Annotated in this window: 29 protein-coding genes; 7 read left to right on the top strand and 22 right to left on the bottom strand. The window is 59.3% G+C overall.

The features are described 5' to 3' along the window. Positions 1-14: 14 nt before the first annotated feature. The 20 genes from CKW20_RS02240 to CKW20_RS02150 all read right to left on the bottom strand — a co-directional run bounded on the left by CKW20_RS02240 (position 15) and on the right by CKW20_RS02150 (position 15,366). Positions 15-2,849 (bottom strand): phage tail protein, encoded by a 2,835-nt coding sequence (locus CKW20_RS02240; RefSeq protein ID WP_095051476.1) that lies wholly within the window; start codon positions 2,847-2,849, stop codon positions 15-17. Next, a complete protein-coding gene (locus CKW20_RS02235) occupies positions 2,842-3,363 on the bottom strand; it encodes a hypothetical protein (RefSeq protein ID WP_095051475.1) in 522 nt (173 codons plus the stop codon). The genes CKW20_RS02240 and CKW20_RS02235 overlap by 8 nt, the downstream gene beginning before the upstream one ends. Beyond that, positions 3,360-3,983, bottom strand: coding sequence for a phage tail protein (locus CKW20_RS02230; protein WP_095051474.1), 624 nt, complete (start codon positions 3,981-3,983; stop codon positions 3,360-3,362). Before CKW20_RS02230 ends, CKW20_RS02235 begins: the two co-directional genes overlap by 4 nt. Continuing rightward, the gene (locus CKW20_RS02225) at positions 3,976-5,151 is read right to left on the bottom strand and encodes a baseplate J/gp47 family protein (protein ID WP_095051473.1); all 1,176 of its coding nucleotides are present in this window, start codon (positions 5,149-5,151) and stop codon (positions 3,976-3,978) included. Before CKW20_RS02225 ends, CKW20_RS02230 begins: the two co-directional genes overlap by 8 nt. Then, entirely contained in the window at positions 5,148-5,465 is a 318-nt protein-coding gene (locus CKW20_RS02220; RefSeq protein WP_095051472.1) for a DUF2590 family protein, read from the bottom strand. The genes CKW20_RS02225 and CKW20_RS02220 overlap by 4 nt, the downstream gene beginning before the upstream one ends. After that, a complete protein-coding gene (locus CKW20_RS02215) occupies positions 5,462-7,444 on the bottom strand; it encodes a phage tail tape measure protein (protein ID WP_095051471.1) in 1,983 nt (660 codons plus the stop codon). Before CKW20_RS02215 ends, CKW20_RS02220 begins: the two co-directional genes overlap by 4 nt. 6 nt (positions 7,445-7,450) lie before the next feature. After that, positions 7,451-7,591, bottom strand: a complete 141-nt coding sequence (locus CKW20_RS29485; protein WP_176466844.1) for a hypothetical protein — start codon at positions 7,589-7,591, stop codon at positions 7,451-7,453. Between the two features lie 23 nt (positions 7,592-7,614). Further along, positions 7,615-7,902 carry a putative phage tail assembly chaperone gene (locus tag CKW20_RS02210; RefSeq protein WP_095051470.1) on the bottom strand — a complete coding sequence of 96 codons (288 nt, stop codon included), beginning with the start codon at positions 7,900-7,902 and terminating at the stop codon, positions 7,615-7,617. Positions 7,903-7,934: 32 nt separating this feature from the next. Next, entirely contained in the window at positions 7,935-8,402 is a 468-nt protein-coding gene (locus tag CKW20_RS02205; RefSeq protein ID WP_095051469.1) for a lysis protein, read from the bottom strand. Continuing rightward, the gene (locus CKW20_RS02200) at positions 8,399-8,926 is read right to left on the bottom strand and encodes a lysozyme (protein ID WP_095051468.1); all 528 of its coding nucleotides are present in this window, start codon (positions 8,924-8,926) and stop codon (positions 8,399-8,401) included. Before CKW20_RS02200 ends, CKW20_RS02205 begins: the two co-directional genes overlap by 4 nt. After that, positions 8,923-9,252 carry a hypothetical protein gene (locus CKW20_RS02195; protein WP_256584976.1) on the bottom strand — a complete coding sequence of 110 codons (330 nt, stop codon included), beginning with the start codon at positions 9,250-9,252 and terminating at the stop codon, positions 8,923-8,925. Before CKW20_RS02195 ends, CKW20_RS02200 begins: the two co-directional genes overlap by 4 nt. Next, on the bottom strand, positions 9,252-9,461 hold the full coding sequence (locus CKW20_RS02190; protein ID WP_095051467.1) for a TraR/DksA C4-type zinc finger protein: 210 nt from the start codon (positions 9,459-9,461) through the stop codon (positions 9,252-9,254). The genes CKW20_RS02195 and CKW20_RS02190 overlap by 1 nt, the downstream gene beginning before the upstream one ends. Next, a complete protein-coding gene (locus CKW20_RS02185; protein WP_095051466.1) occupies positions 9,461-9,910 on the bottom strand; it encodes a phage protein in 450 nt (149 codons plus the stop codon). Before CKW20_RS02185 ends, CKW20_RS02190 begins: the two co-directional genes overlap by 1 nt. Before the next feature lie 6 nt (positions 9,911-9,916). Then, positions 9,917-11,032: a DUF2586 domain-containing protein gene (locus tag CKW20_RS02180; RefSeq protein ID WP_095051465.1), complete on the bottom strand. Its 1,116-nt coding sequence runs from the start codon at positions 11,030-11,032 to the stop codon at positions 9,917-9,919. 11 nt (positions 11,033-11,043) lie between these two features. Further along, entirely contained in the window at positions 11,044-11,727 is a 684-nt protein-coding gene (locus CKW20_RS02175; protein ID WP_095051464.1) for a virion morphogenesis protein, read from the bottom strand. After that, positions 11,714-12,166: a phage tail protein gene (locus CKW20_RS02170; RefSeq protein WP_095051463.1), complete on the bottom strand. Its 453-nt coding sequence runs from the start codon at positions 12,164-12,166 to the stop codon at positions 11,714-11,716. The genes CKW20_RS02175 and CKW20_RS02170 overlap by 14 nt, the downstream gene beginning before the upstream one ends. Continuing rightward, positions 12,163-12,624, bottom strand: coding sequence for a head completion/stabilization protein (locus CKW20_RS02165; protein ID WP_095051462.1), 462 nt, complete (start codon positions 12,622-12,624; stop codon positions 12,163-12,165). Before CKW20_RS02165 ends, CKW20_RS02170 begins: the two co-directional genes overlap by 4 nt. A gap of 99 nt (positions 12,625-12,723) precedes the next feature. Beyond that, complete coding sequence (gene gpM, locus CKW20_RS02160) at positions 12,724-13,440, bottom strand: phage terminase small subunit (RefSeq protein ID WP_095051461.1); 717 nt, start codon at positions 13,438-13,440, stop codon at positions 12,724-12,726. Next, entirely contained in the window at positions 13,440-14,456 is a 1,017-nt protein-coding gene (locus CKW20_RS02155; protein WP_095051460.1) for a phage major capsid protein, P2 family, read from the bottom strand. Before CKW20_RS02155 ends, gpM begins: the two co-directional genes overlap by 1 nt. A gap of 1 nt (position 14,457) precedes the next feature. Continuing rightward, positions 14,458-15,366 carry a GPO family capsid scaffolding protein gene (locus CKW20_RS02150; RefSeq protein WP_095051459.1) on the bottom strand — a complete coding sequence of 303 codons (909 nt, stop codon included), beginning with the start codon at positions 15,364-15,366 and terminating at the stop codon, positions 14,458-14,460. A 162-nt stretch (positions 15,367-15,528) separates the two neighbouring features. Between CKW20_RS02150 and CKW20_RS02145 the strand changes: the two genes are divergently transcribed. The 3 genes from CKW20_RS02145 to CKW20_RS02135 all read left to right on the top strand — a co-directional run bounded on the left by CKW20_RS02145 (position 15,529) and on the right by CKW20_RS02135 (position 18,705). After that, a complete protein-coding gene (locus CKW20_RS02145) occupies positions 15,529-17,592 on the top strand; it encodes a terminase large subunit domain-containing protein (protein WP_095051458.1) in 2,064 nt (687 codons plus the stop codon). Continuing rightward, entirely contained in the window at positions 17,519-18,382 is an 864-nt protein-coding gene (locus CKW20_RS29740) for a phage portal protein (protein ID WP_256584999.1), read from the top strand. The genes CKW20_RS02145 and CKW20_RS29740 overlap by 74 nt, the downstream gene beginning before the upstream one ends. Before the next feature lie 65 nt (positions 18,383-18,447). Then, positions 18,448-18,705, top strand: a complete 258-nt coding sequence (locus CKW20_RS02135) for an ogr/Delta-like zinc finger family protein (protein ID WP_095051456.1) — start codon at positions 18,448-18,450, stop codon at positions 18,703-18,705. 64 nt (positions 18,706-18,769) lie between these two features. Here the strand turns inward: CKW20_RS02135 and CKW20_RS02130 are convergent, their stop codons facing one another. Further along, positions 18,770-18,952 (bottom strand): hypothetical protein, encoded by a 183-nt coding sequence (locus CKW20_RS02130; RefSeq protein WP_095051455.1) that lies wholly within the window; start codon positions 18,950-18,952, stop codon positions 18,770-18,772. Between the two features lie 72 nt (positions 18,953-19,024). Then, complete coding sequence (locus CKW20_RS02125; RefSeq protein ID WP_095051454.1) at positions 19,025-19,393, bottom strand: helix-turn-helix domain-containing protein; 369 nt, start codon at positions 19,391-19,393, stop codon at positions 19,025-19,027. A gap of 87 nt (positions 19,394-19,480) precedes the next feature. Between CKW20_RS02125 and CKW20_RS02120 the strand changes: the two genes are divergently transcribed. The 4 genes from CKW20_RS02120 to CKW20_RS02105 all read left to right on the top strand — a co-directional run bounded on the left by CKW20_RS02120 (position 19,481) and on the right by CKW20_RS02105 (position 20,860). Beyond that, positions 19,481-19,681, top strand: a complete 201-nt coding sequence (locus CKW20_RS02120; protein ID WP_095051453.1) for a DNA-binding protein — start codon at positions 19,481-19,483, stop codon at positions 19,679-19,681. Positions 19,682-19,710: 29 nt separating this feature from the next. Continuing rightward, on the top strand, positions 19,711-20,190 hold the full coding sequence (locus tag CKW20_RS02115; protein ID WP_095051452.1) for a YmfL family putative regulatory protein: 480 nt from the start codon (positions 19,711-19,713) through the stop codon (positions 20,188-20,190). Continuing rightward, the gene (locus CKW20_RS02110) at positions 20,187-20,552 is read left to right on the top strand and encodes a hypothetical protein (RefSeq protein ID WP_095051451.1); all 366 of its coding nucleotides are present in this window, start codon (positions 20,187-20,189) and stop codon (positions 20,550-20,552) included. The genes CKW20_RS02115 and CKW20_RS02110 overlap by 4 nt, the downstream gene beginning before the upstream one ends. Positions 20,553-20,626: 74 nt before the next feature. Continuing rightward, entirely contained in the window at positions 20,627-20,860 is a 234-nt protein-coding gene (locus CKW20_RS02105; RefSeq protein WP_095051450.1) for a hypothetical protein, read from the top strand. The last annotated feature ends 1 nt before the right edge of the window (position 20,861 follow it).

Raw genomic sequence — 20,861 nt, 5'->3', positions numbered from 1 at the left:
CTGTTCAGTAATTCTTAAACGAGTGGCTGGCGGGCAAAGATGCTTGCACCTGGTCCTAACTCTTTGAGCAAGATGTACATGGAGAGGCCGCGCATGATTTCGCCGGCCCAAAACCCGAAGAACATGCCGTTATCGGACCCCAGGCGAACTGCAGGGCTCCAGGCACCATTCATTGGTTGCCCAGGGACGGGAGTCACCACGTAGTTGTTTTGCAGTTCGGTCACACAGGCTTCGATTAGCTGATCCAACTTCGGGTGTTGGCAACCGGCCATGGCTGCCATGCATGCCCCGGCGAGCCACAGCCCGGTCATGTGCCCGGTAAAGTCGTTGGGATCGGGTGCCGGCAGGCTGGTCATTGGGAAGTCGGTCGGCAGTACGCCGTTATGCGCGTTCACGAAGTCGGCAAGCCATCCGATCCAGTTTTCCACATAGACCTTCAACTTCACGGGCACTGGCTGACCTTGCTGCACAAGCTCTTGCCAGGCGCGGCAGGCGCCCTGGAAGGCTCGCGGCTGATAACCGGACCAAGCGGTGCCGGTGCCCCAGTGATACATAGTGAAAGTGTCGGGCGTGCCGTATTTGTAGTTATCCCAACGGTTCCAGACATACGCGCTTGCACCAGGACCAAGCTCGCCGAACTTGGCGTAGTACCACTGCTGCGAGTCGTACAGAAACTCGATCATGTTGTTTAAGTGTCGGGAATACTTCTCTGACTCCAGGCAATAGATAAATGGGTACTGGTACCCGGGGTACGGCATGCCGTGCCACGCGCCGATTTGATAAGAGCCCTCTTCATAAATATTTGAGAAGGGAATAAGGCCCGGCGTGTAGGCCAGGGAATCGTCGCGGAAGCCAGTCACGGTGCAGTCGCCCAGGACGGCATTGAACGCTTCGGAACAGGAGAGGCTGACGCGATAGTTGAGCGTGTAGCCGTCATCCAGTGTGTAGAGCGGCGGCACGTCGTTCACGTAGGCATAGGTCCAGCTCACGTTAGTGTCAGAACTGTTCTCGAGAATGATGGTGAACTGATCGATATCGGTGGAGACCGGTGCATCGGGGTTCGGATCGCTGGGATGATTCGGCTGGTAGCCGGACAGCACCAGGTCACCCGGCAGCAGGGGTTTGGTGACCCAGGCGTTCGCCGTGTTCTCCAGGATCCAGTACCAACGCCAACCGTTCGCGTCCTCAAAGCGCAGATCCGTTTCGCCATTCGACTTGTAGGTGATCGAGGTAATGGGCGCGCGCCCCGTGTCGCTGGACCAGTTGCCGACAATGAATCCCGCGTCATCATTCGGGAAAAAGGCCTTGATCGTGTGGCAGCTTCGGCTGCCCAGCACATCCGTTTCGAGCTGCTGCGAGTAGGTCAATCCGCCGTAATCCGTCACAGCCGAGGCATTGGCCGTGATATACGCAGCACCATCGTCTTTTTCCAGCTGGTAGAGGCTGCCCAATGGGGTGTCGAAAGTGACCGGCACCATGCTCGAGGACACCGGCAGATCCAATCCCCACTTTTTGCCGTTCGCCTCGTTCTTGTCGAGGCTGATCAGGATTTCCACGCGGGCAGCCACCGGCTGGCTCGAGGCGCCCAAGCCGCCAAACGTGGTGCGAATGCCCGACGCCTGGTTCAGGCGAAACCAAATCGATTGCTGCTCCAGCGAAACGCTCCCGGCTTCGCTGCAATGGGCCGTAATAAAACCGCTGGCATCCCGCCCATAGGTGACCTGCGCGCTGTCGGGATAGACGAAGTCATACGAAATGCCATCGGTGAACGGCGTGGCCGCTTCGGTTGACTGCCGAAAGAACTTATCCAGCGAGTCGATCAGGGTGTACTCGTGGTTGGTGAACAGGCACGAGTCCAGGGCCTTCTTGTAGTTGGCTTCGCCGGTAATCTTCCACAGCAGGTAGCAGGCGTCTGAAAACCACTCCTCACCGTCAGCCGCGTTGCCCATCTGGTTGACGCTGCCAAGCAGTGGCACCTGCAGCGGGCGATTGTGCTGCACCGCGTTGCGGGGAATGTACTGACCGCCAAACTCGACCGGTTGGCGGGTGGCATAGTTGAATTTGTGCGAGCCATTCAGCGTGGTGCTTTTCAGCTGGACAGAGCCGAACTCGGACTGGGCGTGCCCGGTAGACAAGACATTGCCGTCCCAATCGATCTTCTGCCCGGTCCACGCAATGATCCATTCCACATCGTACTGAACGCCGTCGACGCTCCAGTTGGTGGAGCCGTCCGGGTTCAACCCTTGGACCGAGGCATTGATCGCGTCCCAGGCCAGATTCCCATCAAACGCAAAGGTGGCCTTGTCCAGGTACTCGCCCCAGTGCGGCGCGCCATGCGGGATCTTGGTGAAGCCGTTGGTAAACGTGAAGGGAACGCCCTTGAAGCCGCTGTGGGTGGGCGCAACGGGATCGATGGGCCAGTTGGATAACACCGGCTCTTTCGCGTTGACAATCCAGTTTGCGATCCAGCGCGAAGGCGTCTCCGGGATCGACTGACCGGCGTAGAAATGCCTTACATAGGCGTCCCAGTGCCAGCGTGCGGCCTCCAGGTACTCAGGCTTTTGTGTCGCCAGGTAGGCATAGGCATAGCCGATGATGTGCAGGGACTGCCCTTCGGTCGTGCCGTCACCGTTGGGCTGGTATTCCATTTGCGTGTGCGCGATGAAATGCCGGTTGTTGGCCAGCACGCCTTGGGTGTTTTGAATGAAGTGCTGCACCGTGGCGTCAGTGGTATCCCCGGTGTTCTTCACCAGGAAACGGTGGTGTCCCTCAATCATGGACATGGCGTTGGCCACGCCGGAGGCTCTGCCGCTGATCAAGGGCCGGCTGTTCAGGGCGGTGTTAAACATTGAACCAGCCCCCGTCCACCATACCGCGCCACTTGTTGGTCACCGGGTCCGACACCAACGTAACCATGTCAAACGCACCAGGTGCATACGCCAGCACCGGCGGGCGGTTGAATTGCCACATGACGTTGCTGGGCCAGGTGACTTTGTTGGCCCCGGTGCCCTGTCGCAGGGTCAGGGTGATGGCCGACTGAAAGCCCGCCGGCACTTGCTCATTGAGCAAGCTCAACACGCACAGGGGGGCGGTCAGGGTGATGTCGAAAGCCGACACTCGGCGGGTGGTTTCAATGTCCAGGGCCAACGCCGCTCCGGCCGCCTCAATGGTTTGGACTATGGGTAGCAGCACACCGCCCATGGCCTCGAATACGACGTCGGCCAGGCCCGACAGCGTTGGAATGTCGCCCGCGTCCGTGGTAACCCGGTCAGTCTTGGCACCATGGTGGAAAAGGTGCCAGGCCGCCCCAAGGGCTTGTAGCTTGGCAATTTCGGCGGCTTGCAGCTCGGTCAGATCGCTCATAGGGTTCCCAGGAATTCGGCTAGTTCAACGTGGGTGAAGTAGTACGCACGGGCCACGGAACGGTTCAGTTCATCGATGTCGGTCAGGTCTTGCGGCAGGATCGAGGCGCCAAAGGTCTGCTGGTCGTCGTTGAACTCGAGGCACTGCAGGTGCAGCGACAGCGGCGTGATGCTGACGAACTCATAACGGCGACAGGTGCGCCCGTACTGTTGAGCCAGCACGCGCAACAGCTCAGGGTTTTTGCTCAGTTGGGATTCGGTCAGGTGCAGCTCGATCACGTCCCAGTCGCGCCCTGCTATGCGCTCCTTGATCTCGACATAGCCCACGCCCAGGCGCTCAAAGATGCGTTTGAGCCCCGACGTCGAACCGCCGTCGACCGCGTTGATAAAGGCGTACTTGACCCGGATCCGGTACAGGTCTTCCTGCTCACCTCGAAAACGAGTGATGTCCCGTTGCCAAGCGAGCATGTCCAGAACGCTCAGGTGGCAGGTCTCGGCATCCAGCTGCAGCAGCGGCCAGCGCAGCCAATCCGTGACCTTTTCCCACCACACCTGGGCGGCCGCTTTGAGCTTGGCCAGTTCGGGGCCATCGAGCCAAAACGGCAGGCTGAGCTTAAGCATTCAGCGCAACCTCAACGCCCAACAGACGCGGAATAGTCAGCAGAGAAACGATGTCGACGTTGGCGAAGTCGAGGGAATCGATGCCTGGGAACTGTTGGTGCAGTTCTTCGCCCAGACGGCTAAAGGAAAACCGCGACTGGGGGTATGTGGGCGTTGGCTGGTAGTCGCTGTCAGTGCTCTCGCGAAACGCCGCCCGCACGAACAGCTCAATGTCTGCTTTAAGCGCGGGGTAACGTTCGGCTCCGACTTCGGCTTTTGGCCAGACGTTCAACACCACGGTGTGCAGGGTCGGGGGCATCTCCAGAACCAGCAGGTCATCGCCGTGGCCGTGGTTGCCCTGGTCGCGGATGTAGGTGTTGATTTCGGCCAGGTAGGTGTCCGCCGGCGAATTGGCCTCGAACAGCAGATAGGCGTTGGCACTGCCTGGTCCTCGAGGCGCGTTATGCTCGAAATAGATGCCATCGGCTTGCACGCCTGGAAAAGACGAAATCATGGCGCGATACACGGCGTCGGTGTGCCACTGGTTGACTGCAGAAAACTGGTTGCGCACCCGCAGGCGCAGCTCATCGTCCAGCTCGACGTCGGCACCGGGTTGGGTCAGCCAACCGTCGGAGTTCACCGCCATGATGACGCCCGGTACGGGTTCCGGCAGGATCGAGAAGTAACCCGGGGCCAGGTTGAAACCGCTGCCGGCTTCTATCGCTTGGGCGGGCACCAGTATCTGGGTTTGACCGTCGGCAAAGGTCGCTTTAGCCGTGGTCAGCAACACATAGACGTTGCCGTTAATGGCGATCGATTGCACACGGGTGCCGGCAGGCACTTCTAAAACGCCTGCACTGGTGCTCCTGGTAAACAGCAGCAGCCCTTCGGCCTTTGTCGAGGGCTTGCGAGTGACGTCGACCGCCCAGGCCAGCATGTCCAGCCACTGGCCAGTCGCCGTTTTCACGAAGAAGTTCGGCAACACGGTGCCGGCAATAAACTCGATCAGCCACATGACCGGCTTGGTCACCAGGGCGGTGATCACCCGCCAGAACGGCGACCAGGCGCTGGTGTTGCTCAGCTTGCTGCCCTGGGCAGCCACCTCACTTTCCCAGGCCTGGCGCAGCTTGGCTTCGGTGGTCGGGATGCCGGCGTCGTTGAGCGCCTGTTTGAAATCGACGTCACTCACAAAACTACCTCGACAGATCCAAATGCAACGGTTTTTGCGGTAACCAGGTACTGACCTGAGCCCTGATTGATGATGCGGGCTGTACCGGGTACCAGGCGCTCGTCTGCCTCCACCAGCAGTTCCATTTGCTGGATGCAGTCGGCTTGCTGAAAGCGATCGCGCTCGGCCACCAAAGACACCAGCAGACCGCTTTCGCGGATCATATGGGCAATGTCCTGGGCAATGCTGGCCCGATCGTCAATCAACAGCGGCTGGCTCGAAGGGTCCAGCGTGAGGTCATTGCCGGTGATCAGCAGATCGATGTAGAGGCTCATCCACCCACCGCCATGCTCATCAAGTTTTCCAGCTCAAGCGGGCTCATAGGCTTGCTGTTGTGGATCTCAATTTTCTCCACATGGGTGCCCTTGTTCTGGTTCTGGGTGTTCTGGATGCTGGTCAATAAGCCACCCTGAGGCACGGCAGAAGGCCGACTGGGGGACAGGCTTGGAATCGCCGCGTTGATGGTCTGCTGGGCTTTCTGCGCGGCGCTGGCGGTGTTGGCCGCGTTTACCGCCGCGTCGACACCTGGCACTTCTGGCATGCCGCCAAAACGTGCCTCGATGTTCACGCCCGGGATGCTGTTGATCATCTCGATCAGGCTGTTGATGGCCTTGTAAAAGACACCAACGATGCTGTCCCAGGCGCCTTTGGCCATGGCTGACCAGCCGCCCATGGAGTTGAACCAGTCGGACAGCGTTTTGAACTGGTCGCTGACCCACTTGAAGGCGTCACTGCTGAGCAGTGCCGAGGTCCACTCGTCCCAGTAGTAGACGGCAGCGACCACCGCCGCGACCAAAGCCACAATCCCGATAACGATCCAGGTGATTGGGTTGGCCAGAAGCGCTCCATTCACGAGCCAGATAGCGGCTTGCCAAGCCAGCATCCCGACCTTGACCAGGCCCATCCAGCTGTACATCAGGACCAGGCCGGCAACAAAGGCGATCGTCATGACGGTGTGATAAAGGAACATGGCAATGCTGCGGAAACCGGTCCAGGTAAGGAGTTTCCAGACGGTCAACATCCCCAGCCAAACCATCTTTGACATGCCAACAGCCAGCGTCAGCAGGGACATGCCGGCGATGATGCCGAAGATGGTCAGCGTGGTGATGCCGATCACGCGGGTGATGTTGGGAAAGAGGGTTACCCAGCGCATCAGCGTCTTGCCGATCGCCACCATCTTTTCCATGAATGGAGCCAGCACAGGAATCAGCACCTGACCAAACAGGGCGCGCATGCTTTCCACCAGGGACGTCCATTGCGCCCAAGGATCCACCATGGCCTTCGCCATCTGCTCGGCGCTTTCCAGTCCGCGAATCTTGCCCAGCTGGTCCATGCCAATGCGCAGGCGATCGGTGTCCTTGGCCAGTGCGGTGATCACGCGCGCGCCCTCGCCGCCGAAGGCCTCAATCAGCTTGGTGCCGGCGCTGGCACTGTTCAGATCACCGAACTTGCCCTCCAGCTTGCCGAGGATGTCGAGCATCGGCAGCAATTTGCCGTTCTGGTCGACGAACTTCATCCCCAGCTTTTCCGAGGCGCTGCCGATGTTCTCGAAGAATGATTTGTATATCCCGCCGGCGTCCCCGCCCTCCATGGTGCTACTGAGCGAGCCGATCACCGCGAACTGCTCGGCCAGGTCCACACCCGCCGTGGTCGCGATCGAGCCGACTTCCTTGAAAGCGTCCTTCAACTGCGCGCCATCGGTGCGAAAAAGCTTCACCGCCAGCGCGGTCTGCCCGCCCAGCGTTTCGATCCATTCGGTCTTGCCGAAGGCGTCCGCCTGGCCCTTGAACAGGTTGTACATGGTGCCCACGTAGGCGCTGGTGGTTTCCGCATCTGCCTTGGTCGCTTTGGCCAGCACGTTGCTGGTGTTGGTGATCGAGGTCAGCTGGCTGGCGGTCAACCCTTTGATCGCACCGTCGATCGTCGCCGCTGACGCCACAAAATCCCGGGCATTGGCGGCGTAGTCGACGGAAAACTCCAACGCCTTTTGATTGAGCGCGGTCAGGGCATCCTCCGCCACGCCCAAGGATTTGACCTCGCCCAAGGCGCGATTCATCTCCAGGGCAGGCGCCAAAGACTGGGTGATCGCTACACCGGCACCGACCATGCCGCCCAACCCCAAGCCCATCGTCTTGATGTTTTTTTCGCTTTGCTCGGCAAGGTCGGAAAAACCCATTTTCACCTTGCCCAGGGGCGCGGTGACCTTGTCGGTCAGACTCAAGATGAAGGCCAGGCGGGCAGCACGGTCAGCCATGTGTATTTATCCGTTCAGTGCATGGGCGATGCCGTTAGCCACGGCGATTTCCATGCGTTTCCAGTGTTCGTCTTCCAGCCACTTGGCCGTGCCCATATTCTCGATCGAGGGCTCGGCCCCGGGCAGCCAGCGGTTGGTCAGGGCCATCAGTTGGCCCAAACCGTCTTCGCTCAGTCGCTCAGCGTGTTCGAGGGCTTTTTTACGATGATTTCAACGTCCGGCGCGTACTCCTCGAGCAGCGCACCGGCCAGTTGCATGACCATCACCGGGTTGACCAGCAGGGACTTCAGCGTGGCCCGCTCCTGCTGGTCGACGGTGTTGACCAGCAGGTTGTGCGACGGCGACACCTTGTTGTTGGCCGTCATGGCGTTGAAGTACTTGGTCACGTCCTGTGGGGTCAGCGAGAAGGTGAATTCTTTGTCGCCGACTTCCAGGGTGATTTCGCGTTTCTCGGTCATCTTGTTGTTCCATTTAGATTGAAGGGTGACGGTCAGCGCAGGCAGATCCGGCGCACGTGGTCCTGCAGACCCAGGATCATTTGCCGGCTGAGGGCGATCTGATCTCTGAGGGTGAAATAATCCGGTCGAGCGTCTGCTGCGAGTTCGGCGGTTCCTGCATCAGCCACGCCGCCGGCGCCGGTCTGATCGGGCTTGGGGCTGCTGCAGGTAGCTTTGATGCGCAGCCGCTGATGGCCATCGTCAACAGCGCGGCGCAACTCATCGTTTTGATTGAGCGCATGGCTCAGCTCCTGAGTACGTTGAAAATCGATCTCATCGCGTGCGGCCAACATCTCGCCGCTGATTCGGGCTGCTTCGCGCAGGCCTATGAGTTCAAACTGAGCGCTGTCGCGTTCGCGTTGAATGGTGCCGAGCCGGTCGGTCACCCGGTCAAAAGCAACCCACACCAGCAGGGCCGACAGCAGGAGAAACGCGGCAAGGCGCAGTGGCGAGATAGTCATCGGGCGCACAGCTCCGCTTCCGCCACGCGCCGAGCATGCAGGCCTCGAACGAACTGTTTGCGGCCCTGGCCATCGGTGACGTAGGCCCACACCGGCGTTTTTCCATCCGGGGCCCAGGCCAATGCCTTGCAACCGTCAGTGATGCGGCCGGTGTTGATCAGGCCCACGGCCCGACTGGCGCACGTGGTCGGCATGCCGAAGTTGTGGCCATGGCTGGTCAGGGCGTCGAAGGTGTTTTGCCCGATCGCCTGATTCGTCAGGCAGTCAGCCAGAGCCAGTTGGCCTTTCTCGACCACCAGCTGCTCCACCTGGTGACAGCGAGCGTCTGACCAGAAGTCGCCGATCACGACCGGATAAGGGCTGGTATGGCGGGTGATCCCCTTGCATACAGTGGGCAGGCCTCGAGCCAGCTTGTCGGGGTAGACCGTATTCTGGCCTTCGCCTTCCCACGTGCCCAAGAAGCCCATGACCGTGCCGCTGCCCAGGACAAGGATCCCGGCGATGATCTTGTTTCGCAGGCTCATGGCAGGAATGCCCGCAGCAGGGTCGGGCCGATCATCTGCAAAATCGCCCAGAGGGTGCTGGCAATCGCCAACGCCCAGGTGATTTTCTTGCCAATATCGGACACAACGACGGTCAGTTTCTGCTGGCCTTCGTTGAGCTGAGACAGCTGTCCCGACATATGCTCGAACTGCTGCTCGAGCTTGGTGACGCGGATCGGCACCGACTCATGCCGGTTTTCCATAGCCGTCAGGCGGTACTGGATCAACATCACATCGCGCTCGATCCTGCCCTGGCGGGAGGTGTCTACGCCTGGATCGGTTAGGGGCTGCTGCAGAGTCGTGCTCATCAGCGTTTTCCTTTCTCGAAGGTCGTCTGGCATGGCGTGCAGCGGATGATCCCGCCCAACGCCTGGCGCGCAGCTGGGATCTCGTCGTCGCAGGTTTTGCAGTGGGTCCGGCTCGGCCCCGCCGGCCGCGGTTGGGCCAGCTGGGCAGCGATCGAACGCTCACGCTCCAGCTCCTCGATCGCTTTGGCGTTATCAAGCCAGTCCCCCATCAGCGCAGCCCCTCGATCTCAGCGGCAGCCAGGTAAGGCACGCCGTTGATGCGGATGAAGTCCGGGCTGGTGACGTCAAACGGCACCTTGTGCTTGGATTTCTCGCCGCCTTTGGGGTCCACACCCAACAGGCTGGAGACCTTCAACTTGCAAGCGAACGCCTCGACGCGCAGTTCCTCGTCGCCGGCCTTGGCAAAGAAAACGATGTCGAATGGTTCGAGCTCGCGAAAGCTGCCCGCTGTGCGTGCAGCCTCGATCAACAGGTTGAAGTTACTGGTGTCGAATTCCATTTCCCCGCTGGCCGAGACGTCGCCGTCGACGTGCCCGTTGGGAACGCCCTTGCTCTGTGCCACGGCGGTGTTGTCCGTGACATCGAGGGTGCAGTTTTCGACGTGAACCAGCAGATCGCCCAGGTTCACGTCGAAGTTCTTGCCGCCAATACGTGACATAGGGGCTTACTCCGAATCGTCGTTGGAAAGGTCGAGGGCGATGTTTGCCGTCAGGTCTTTCGGGCAGTTGAGCGGCCGGATTTTGATGTAGATCTCGACCTTGGTTTTGCTGAGCCACACCAGAACGATGTCGCCGTCTTTGGGCGCCTCGATCTCACCGGGGAACACCTGGCCGGCGAACGCGGCGGACTTCGCCATCAGGCGCAGTGGCTTCATCAGCGCGCTGATAGCGGCTGCCATGCTGTTGGGGGTGTTGTTGAGCCGGCGATCGGCAACGCGGCGAATCAGCAGCGGGCGCACCTGGCGAGCGGCTTTGTCAGCCAGGCGCAAGTACTCGACCACCTGGAAATCACTCGCTGGCGCATCGAGCATGTTGCCGTCACCCCAGTACACGCCCGGGTAGTCCGGATAGGTCTGCGAAACGGAGAATCGCGCTTTGTCGAGCTCGGCACGGATCGCCGATGGCAGCGGCACACCTTCGACGTCGACGGGAACGGTGCCCAGACCCAACAGGGCGCCGGACGCCACACGCATGGGGCTGTCAGCAATGCTCACAGCGGCGTTCGCCAAGCGGCCGGCCAGCACGCCAAGGTCATTGCCGTGCAACTGAGGCACGACCAGGACACGGGGCGCCGCCAGATCGGCGGTGATTGCCCGCTGCTCGAGCAGGTACTGGTCCCAAGCCTGCAGCACAGTAATGCCCGCACTCGCCGCCATCACGAAAGCCCGACGGCCGTAGACGCTGTTCAGCGAAATAGCTGCGTCATGCATGGCCGACAGCTCTGCGCCAGCTGTCACCGGTTTGGTAATCACCACTGACTCAACCGAGAAACCTTGCTGCTGCGCGTTTTCGAGCGCTTCAGACCAATCACCATCCGCCGCGATCGGAGCGGCCAGGCAAGCCCAGCGATCGCCGCCGTTCAGCTGGGCGGCAGTGATCTGGGTTTTCAGATCACTAGCCGGGATGCCCAGTGCGCTGTCCAGGTCGCTGTCAGTGTTCAAAGGGATCAGCTGGCCGATGCTCTTCGCACCGGGGCCAATGAAAAGGAAATAGCGTTCGATCTCAGTCACGGCACCCTGGCCCAGATTGAGATTGTTTACGCTGACTTTGCCGAGTGCCATGCAGTGCCTCGTTAGCGGGGAGAATTAAGGATTTGTTGGAGTACCTGGTTCAGCAGCAAGCCAGTGTCTCGTTCGGTGCTGACGCCGATGAACTGGCGCTTGGGCAAGGTGATTTCCCAGCTTTGCGCGCCGCTGCTCTCGGCCTTCTCGTCATCCAAGATGCGAATCAGCAGCCCCGCTTTGGCGTAGTTCACGTGCTCTTGAATCCAGGCCACTGACGGGCGCGTGAGACTCTTTTTGCCTTGTTGACGGACCTTGAAGCCCAGCCGGCGTAGGCGCTTGGCCTGCTTTTCCGTGGCAGCCAGACCGACGGGAACGGTGTTCCACTTGCGCATCTGGGCGGCGGTGCGTCGCTCGCTGACCCCGTGGTGTTGTTGAGCTGCGACCCAACTGGTCAGGGCATTGCGCCAGCCCAATTCGGCTTCATTGGCGTTCACGCGGGTGACCACCATCAGCTTGGCCAGGCCGGCTTCCATCTTCTTTTTTCCCTTGGCGGATCCTTTGCGCGCCTCGAACGGCGTGCCGTCCAGGTTCTGCTGGTCTCTCGCCCGCTTACGGCTCATCGTCCGCACGCGCTTGGTGACGTTGTTGAGCAGGCGCCGGCGCAGTTGCGGCGGCAGGCTGAGCAATGCCAACTGCTCACGGATGCCCAAGTAGCCCCGAGCATCGAGCTCAAAAGTGCTACGGCCGGCCATTGCTCGCCACCTCGCCGTGTTCGGCAACCCACAGGTCAAACGGGACAAACGCCCACGTCTTGCCGAAGGCCTCGATCTCGCCGGCGGGATCCTCTGCCAGGTACTGGGGCTCGTTGAACTCCAGGGTGATGTCCACGTCGGCCAGATCGCTGTCGAGCATGGTGATATCGAACTTCGGCGCCGGCAGTTCGTCGCGGTCGCGCCCCTGGTCATTGGTTTCAAGCCAGCTACCCACCAACGCCATCAGCCGCCCGGGGTGATCGGCGAAACGCTCGAGCGCGATCGTGGCGCTGTAGTGCATGTCACCCATGCGAAGGCCGTCGAGGTCAGGTTTCCAGATCAGTTCCAGGTTCACCTGGTCGGTCCAGCTGTCGAGCTGCTCGGCCTCAACCAGGCGGCGTTCGATCAGGTACGTGGTGAGCGCGCGAAGTTTGATCACAGCAACACCGCCGTAATGCGCCCACGGCCCTGCAGCGAGCGGACGGCCTGCTGGCTGAATTCGAGGAAGGTTTCCTTACGCTCGGGTTCCTCTTTGCCCAGGTTCTCGGCGCTTTCACGGCGAACGACCGAGGCGAATTGCGACAGCAAACTGGCTTTGGCGCGGCAATACGCGGCGCGCTTGTACGTCGCTGCGTGAAATGTGCGCTCCGGCAGCACCATAGGGTCAGCAGATTCCACGCTGGTGATGCCTGCGCCCTGCCATTGAGACTTACGTTTGGCCAGATCTTGATTGACCTCGATCATCGCCGTGGTCAGATCAGCGACCAGCATGTCCACCAGGAACTCCGCCGGCAGGCGGTAACCCTTCTGAAACTCGGCCACGGAGAGGTTCGGCCAGAAGCCGTCGTTCTCGATCGCTTGTTCCACAAAGGTGGTCGGTTTCCCGGAAAAGCTCATTGCTGGGCACTCGAATAGGGGCGGGAAACTGTTTCAGTGGGTCAGGGCCATAAATGGTTGGCTCACATCCACAGTTTCTCGCCGGGGGGGGTAGTCGGGTTATTCGGCGGCTGTCTCAGCCAGTTCCTTTGCCAGTGCCTTGCGAGCGCCTTCCAGACGCGTGCCGACACCGACAGCGGCGTGCAACTCAGTGGCGCGCTCGAAGTGAGTGATGGCCTTTGCCCATTCCTTGGTCGTCATCGCACGGATGCCAATCAACTTGTGGTACTTGGCCGGGATCTGCTCGGTGAGCTGCCATTCGCCATCTACGCGGGGCAGCAGATCGGACAGGTAAGGTTCAGGGCTGCGACCGGCCTTCTGCTCAGCTTCGGCCCACTCGATCACCGCATCTGCGACGAAGGTCGGCACGTCACGCTTGAAGCGCTCGGGCATGGCCTGACCTTGACCCATGACGAAGTTCGCCAGGTCCAACCCCGCTTCGAACTGCACGGTGTCAAACAACCAGACCAGAACCTGCATCACCACCGAGTTCGGAAAACTCAATCCGGAATCGCGGTAGCGCTGCACGTAGTCCAGGTATTTGGGCAGCAGTTCGTCACGCTTGAGCTGCTGACGCAGTTCGCGGCTGTTGATCGCGCCAATGCGCTCCAGATCCACAGCCAGGGCGTCTTCCATCAGCTTCAGGTGCTTTTTGCCGTTGGCAGGGCTGGAAAGCGCGGTGGCAGAGGAATACACCACGGCCTCGGCACCGGCGCGTGCAGCGGCGGCTGGGCCTTCGGCTTGAACGCGGCGCTTATGCGCCAGTGCCAGGCTCATCAGACGAGCTCCACTTTTTCAGCCGCGGCGAATTTCTCCAGCTGCTCGATCACGTAGCCTTCGTTACGGCCGTTGTAATCCTCGACGCGGGAGCGTTTTGGGTTCTCGATCAAGTGACGACGCCAGCTGCTGTCCTGGAAATAGATCGACAGGTTGTCCCAGCTGGTGACGACCACAGCGTTGACCGGGAAATGCGGCACGGTGAAGGTCGGCAGGCCGCCGTAGGTCGCAATGACCTGGGCGCTTTCAATGCGTTCTTTCTCGGTGGGTTTGCCAGCCTGGTTGGAATACAGCTTGGCCTTGTCAGCGGCCAGCAGATCGCTGCCCACAATGGCAATCAGGTCGCCGCCGTCACGGAAAACCGAACTGATCATCTGCTTGACGTCGTGCACCAGGGCGTCGAGGTTTTCGTAGTCGCCGCCAGTGCCGAGGGTGATTTTCCCAGCGGTTGCGCCCTCCTCGAGCACCTGCTCCGGGATCTGCTCGCGGGCGATCTGCAGCCAACCCTTGTTCACGTCCTGCAGCATCGGGCTGGTAGCCAGATTGGTCTGGGGCGCAGCTGCAACGCCATGCCAACCAATCATGATGCGGTCGAGAGCGATTTGTTTCTGAACCGCCGCCGAATAGCGATCGGCGAAGTCTGGGAACTTGGCCCAGCTGTCGATCTTGGCGAACGGCAGACCAACGTCCGATTCCGTGTGGAACAGCTCGTAACCCAAACCGTTCAGGTCGGAAACGTCTTTGGCTTCACGGTCGGTGGTCTTGGTGTTGGTGCGGCTGGTCACCGGACCGGTCACGCCCAACATGACCTTTTCGCCCTTGATCTCCGTCACGGGCACGACGTTGATGCGCTCGAGGAAGTCTGCGCGCTCGGTGATTTTGTCGTTCAGTTCCTGGGCGATACTCGGTTCGACGTTGAACTGGCGAGTCACGTCGACACCGTAGGTCTCGGCGATCGCTTCACGCAGCGAGGCGTATTGCTTCAGAGCACGATTGCTCAAAGATTGCTGGCTCATGTCACAGCACCCGCTTTTTGATTTCGGTGGAACCGGTGGTTTTCGGCAAAGGCTGACCGGTGGTGGTGTTGAAGGCCTTTTCCAACAGCGCTTCGATACGATCGAGACGCTTGCTGTCGCCGCCGTTTTTTGCGAACTCACGATCCGCTTCGGCTTCAGTCACGATGGCGTCGACAGCGGCTTTCACGTCATCGACTTCGGTGATAGCCGGGTCAGTGACTTCAACAGTCACGGGCTCGATCACAGCGGCAAGGCCAGTGACGACGAGGCCGAGTTGTTCGATCAAGGCCTTCAAAGCCTTGGCTGTAGCTTCATCCATTGGGGGTTTGCTCTCGGTGGGAGTGGTCTGGGTCGTTTCGGTGGAGGTGTCTTCAACAGCGAAGCGCTTGAACAGGCGGGTTAGCATGTTGGTCAACATGCCAATCTCGCCCTTGGGCTCCTCATCACCCAGCACGCCAAGAGGTACAGACGCGGCGTAATGCACGGGCTCGCCGGTTTTGCGGGAAAAGTAGAGCTCCTGGGTGCCCAGGCTGGCCGGCGAATCGGTCACGGCAAGGCCGGACAAGTAGGCTTTGCCGCTGTTTGCGAAGTTCGGGGTGATTTCGATGCTGGTAAAAAGCTTTTCGCCCTGGTCGTTGAGGCAAAGCAGCTTGTCGTTGGGCTTGAGCTGGGCTTCCAATGCGACTTGACCGGGTTCCAGGTCGTCCGCTTCTTCAATCAGGCGCACCGCAAAAACGGTGCCGTAGGATCCATTCCAACGCTCGTGCTCAGACCAGATCACCGCCGTGTATTTAGCGAGGCTGTAGGTCTCAGCGATATCACGCAGTTCCTGGGGAAGGATTTCGCGACCATCAGCGGTGGTGCCGCTGGTGGCGACACGTTTCCAGAACGAAACAAGGGAACGGGGCATGGGCGATAACTGCGCTCAATCGGTGATTTGAGCCGCCACGATATGCACCGGCAGACCACCAAACAAACGGTTCACTTTTGCGTTGGTCCTATTTCGCAGATATAGGCGAAACGCGGATTTTAACCCCGCGTTTCCAGCGTTTTCGCCGCATAGACTGCAGCCATGCCCTACGCCCCCGAACTTAAAGAAGCCGCCAAACGCCTCTATTTACGCCGCTGCAAGCCGCGTGAAATTCAGGCGCAATTGTCCCTGCCTAACATCCGGATCATTTACTACTGGATCCGCCAGGGTGAATGGGACGACATGCTGTCGGACGAGGAACCGCTGACGGCTGTTGGCCGGCGAATCACCCTCCTCCTGGACAAAACCACGTCGCTGACCAAGGGCGACCTGGACGAACTCGATCGGTTGACTACCGTTCGCGATCGACTGTTGAAGCAATCTGCGAAGTCGGTACCGGCGCCGATCGGTGATCCGCCGGCGGACGATGGCCAGCGCCGTGAAGGACAACGCAGCGAGCGCCGGGACCGAGGCGATCGCGGTGACAAGGGAGGAAAGAAGCGCGAGAAAAAGGCCAAAAACGAAGTCGGCGAGCTGACGGAAGTGGACTTTCTCGACAAGTTCATCAGCAAGATGTACGGCTATCAGAAGGAGCTGTTTGCCGCCAAACAGAACCCACTTACGAGCCGGATCCGGAACATCCTGAAAAGCCGTCAGGTGGGTCTGACGTACTACTTCGCCGGCGAAGCGTTCATGGACGCCGTGCTGACCGGTGACAACCAGATTTTCCTGTCGGCCAGCCGCGCCCAGTCCGAGATTTTTCGCAGCTACATTCTGTCGTTTGCTCAAGAATGGTTCGGCCTCGAACTGACCGGCAACCCGATTGTGCTGAGCAAAGACGGTAAGCCATGGGCTGAACTGCGTTTTCTCAGCACCAACAGCAGCACCGCCCAGGGTCACCATGGACACGTCTACGTCGACGAATATTTCTGGATCCGCGACTTCGAGAAGCTGAACACCGTCGCCAGCGCCATGGCCACCCACAAGAAGTGGCGCAAAACCTATTTCTCGACACCCAGCGCCGTGTCGCACCAGGCGTATCCGTTTTGGACCGGCGAGAAGTTTCGCAACAGCAAGCGCAAAAACGCCAAAGATCCCTGGCCCAGCGAGGCCCAAACCGCGGCGGGCTCGCTCTGTCCGGACGGGCAATGGCGCAAGGTCATCACCATCCTTGATGCGATCGCCGGCGGTTGTGATCTGTTCGACCTCGAGCAGCTGCAGCTGGAGTACGACGAGGACAAGTTTCAGCAGCTGTTCCTGTGCAAGTTCATCGACAGCACGCAGAGCGCTTTTTCCCTGGTCGACCTTGAGCGCTGCTACTCAGACCTGTCGTTGTGGACCGACTACGACCCCGAGGACCCGCGCCCATTCGGCAACAGCCCCGTTTGGATCGGTTACGACCCCAGCCGCACACGCGACGACGCCAGCTGCGTGGTCGTCGCGCCGCCGCTGGAGGATGGCGGCAAGTTCCGGATCCTGGAGAAACACAGCTGGCGTGGGCAGTCGTTCAAGTACCAGGCCGACCAGGTCAAGAAGCTCACCGAGCGCTTCAACGTGCAGCACATCGGCATCGACACCACCGGCATCGGATACGGCGTGTTCGACCTGGTGCGCGACTTCTACCCGCGTGCGACCTCGATCCACTACAGCCTCGAGACAAAGAACACCCTGGTGCTCAAAGCGCAGGACACGATTCAGGGCAGTCGCATCGAGTGGGATGCCGGCTGGAACGACATCGCTCAGGCCTTCCTGACGATCAAGCGCGGCACCACTAATGGCGGTCAGGTCACGTACAGCGCGTCACGTACTGACGCCTCCGGTCATGCCGATATCGCCTGGGCGATCATGCACGCCCTGGCCCATGAACCCCTCAACATCAACAAGCAGCGGCGCAGCCGCTACACACTCAGCGGACCAAGCACCCATGGGCAAACCAGCAAAAAACCAGCAAAAAACACCGGCTCCCGGGTCCATGCGGGCGTTTTCATTCGGCGCACCGGAACAGGTGCTGACCGAGAACATCGGGCATTACTTGGGCGTGTTCGCCACCCACGACGGAAAGACCTACACCCCGCCGGTATCACGCCAGGGCCTGGCCAAGCTGCTGCGCGCCAACGCCCACCACGGCGCCATTCCCGGCTTCAAACGCAACCTGCTGCTGCGTGAGTTCATCGCTTCGGGTGGATGCTCGGTACAGACCATGAGCCGTGCAGGCTTGGATTTCATGGTGTTCGGCGAAGCGTACTTCCGACGTAATCGAAACGCCTTCGGCCAGGTGCTGACGATGGATCATCTGCCCACGATCAATATGCGGGTAAGGGTTGGTGGGGGGTTTGTGATGCTGTTGCCGGACGGCAAAAAGGTGGAATTCGAAGAGGATGAAGTCGAGCACGTCATGAACTACGACGTCGAACAGAACATTTACGGTGTGCCCGATTACCTGGGCGGCATGCAGGCGCTGTTGCTCAACGAGGCCGCCACCCTCTTCCGCCGCCGCTACTACAGCAACGGCGCGCACGCTGGCTACATCTTCTACACCAACGACCCGAACCTGACGGAGGAGGACGAAGAGTCTCTGCGCGATCAGATCAGCGCGAGCAAGGGCGTGGGCAACTTCCGCTCGATGTTCGTGAACATCCCCGGCGGCGCCGAGAAGGCGATTCAGATTATCCCGGTGGGGGATTTCCAGGCCAAGGACGAGCTGGAGAAGGTCAAGAACATCACACGCAACGACGTGATCGCTGCCTGGCGCATGAATCCCGCCTTGGCCGGCATCATCCCGGAAAATAGCGCCGGTTTTGGCGATATCGAGAAGATCGATCGTGTGTATACCAGCAACGAAATCCGGCCGATCTGCCAGCTGTTCAACCAGCTGAATGACTCACTGCGAGCAGATAGGCGATTCACCTGGAAAACCTCAGAAGAGACAGTTGATTCAACTATATCAAGTGCATAGCAAAGAGATTACCACTGCATATTATGGCAATATAGTGGTGATTGGCTGCCCTGGGGAGGGACACAATGCGAGTTATATGCAAATGCGGACACAAAGGGAGGATCGCTTCGCGAGAACAGTTATCGGAGGATTTTGCCAAGCTTTACTGCCAGTGCCTGGACGCCAAGTGTGGGCACACATGGGTTGCGAATCTGACGTTTTCGCACACGTTGAGCCCGTCGGCTCAGTCGTTTGAAAGGATATTGTTTGATCGTTTGAGGGACTTGCCCAGGGCTAAACAACGAGAGCTGTTTGAGCAGCTGGGTTCACAGGCGGTGGCATGAGTCGCAAACCGCCGACTCATTGTCGGCGATCGGCTACATCAAACGAGTTTCCAGCGATCGGAGGTCAACCGCCGATCGTCTCCTCTGGAATTGTCGCCAGCGCCTCAGTCAGGCGTCGGAGTTGCTTTCGATCTTCTTCCGTCAACTGACGGTAAAGCCCAACTAGACGGCGTTCGATTTTTGAAAGGGCGAGCCATTCAAACTCAACAGTCTGTACATAGTCATCGATATTGGCGCGATCCAGCATGCTCACTACTCCATAAAAGTGCATTGCTGAATCGACGTTATCGGGGCGAGAAACGGCATGATTTATTACAGGTTAATTCGAGGCTTTTGCTACATCGTCGGCAATCGCCTGCAGGAAACGGCGCACAGATTTTTGGTCATCCGCTGGAATACTGCGGTACCGCTTCACTATCACCTCTTCATCCTCGCTCAGCTCACCAATTGGAGCTGCAGTTCTGACCCCTGTGACAACGTAAAGGACGTCGAGACCTACGGCATGCAAGGCTTTCAAGTAGCCAGTATCCGGGCGTCTCTCATCCCGTTCATAGCTCCCTTGAGTGTTACGAGTTACGCCACCGATCTGCGCCATTTCCTCTTGTTTCAGGCCCAATCGACTTCTTTCCTCGCGCAAGCATTCGCCCGCACTCAACTCCGAGAATTCATTCGGTGACAAGTTTTTCAAGCTTTAGCCCCTTTACAGGACAAATAAATTGGTCATAATCAGCGCCGTACGAACACGAACCCACACAAACGCACACGAGCGAACACTATGCCCGCCACCCTTACACCCGAGCAAGCCCGCGAGGCCCTGGATCGAAAAGGAATGAGCATTGCGGAGTTCAGTCGCATTCATTCGCTGAATAAAAATTTGGTCAGCGACCTTTTGAACGGTCGTAAAAAAGGTCGCCGGGGGGAGGCACATCGCGCCGCCGTATTACTCAGTATCAAAGACGGCGTGATCGAACAGTAATAGCACTGGGCCACAGGGAAAAGCAGAACATGAAAAGTTCATTTCTAAAGACTCGCCGGGAAGTAGTCAGCGCCATCATCTGTAGTTACCCAGGTGGACGGGAGTGCGCTGCAGCACGCATAGGTTTGGCGCTGAAAAAATTCGACAACCACGCATACGAAAACAACAACAGTCGCCCGCTAACCGACGCCCAGCTCTACCAGTTGGAACAAGAAGCTGGCACTCAACATCTGCCCACCTACATCGCGGCAATGTATGACGGTTTGTTCGTTCCGGTCGCGGATCCTGAGAGCTTGGACAACGTCGAGATGTACACCCTCTCGGTACAGGTTGCAGCCAAGCGCGGCACTGTTGACCAGGAAATCGCAAAAGCATTGGCTGACGGTTGCATTTCCGAAGTCGAAGCGGAACACATTCTCAATGCCCACAACCTGCACATGGCAGCACGTCACGCCGAAGTGCTGGCAGCCATAGACCTGTACCGCAATAAATCAGGAGTTGCTCAATGAATACTCTGCCTGCAGTACAGGAATATCAGGACGTGCTCAAAGCCTCCGCACTTGCGTTCCTAGAACGTCACCAGTGCGAACACCTGGGCAACGATCAGCAACTGTTCGACCGCGCAGTACAGCACTTGGTAGCCGATTACGACCTGCTCACTCAGACCGCTGAAAAGATGGTTCACCTAGCCTGCAGCGACATGAACGCCATCCGCGATCGGCAACGTCTTGATCTGGAAAACAGCACAGCAACCGTCACGATGATCATTGACCCATACAGCGGCACCACCTGGGCCGTGCCAGTCAGCCTGATCTATGAACGCATCATCAGCGCACCGGATCACGGGCGCCTGCGCTTCACCAACTCGTAACACCTAACCAACCGATTCCCGAGCCCCACACCCTGTGGGTTTGGGTGAGCTTTGCCTGATACCGAGGTTTCAACATGGGAAACGCCGTAATTGTCACCACCCAAATGCCTCCGGCCCATGCCGAAGCGCTATTGGCTGCCCTACGTGCGCAGTACCTGATGAGCCTGAACGAACACTGGTACGCAGACGAATATCGCTTCGTCCCTCAGATCGCACGACACAAATCGATCCTCGAAAGATCCCCTGTGATGGCAGCCCAGAAAAGCCTGATGGCGGCCCTATCCCTCAGCCTTAAAGCAGTGAAATAAC

This window comes from Pseudomonas sp. Irchel s3b2 (assembly GCF_900187445.1).
GTDB lineage: Bacteria > Pseudomonadota > Gammaproteobacteria > Pseudomonadales > Pseudomonadaceae > Aquipseudomonas.
The sequence above is the reverse complement of the archived record's forward strand: the minus strand, read 5'-3'. Positions and strand labels throughout refer to the sequence as shown.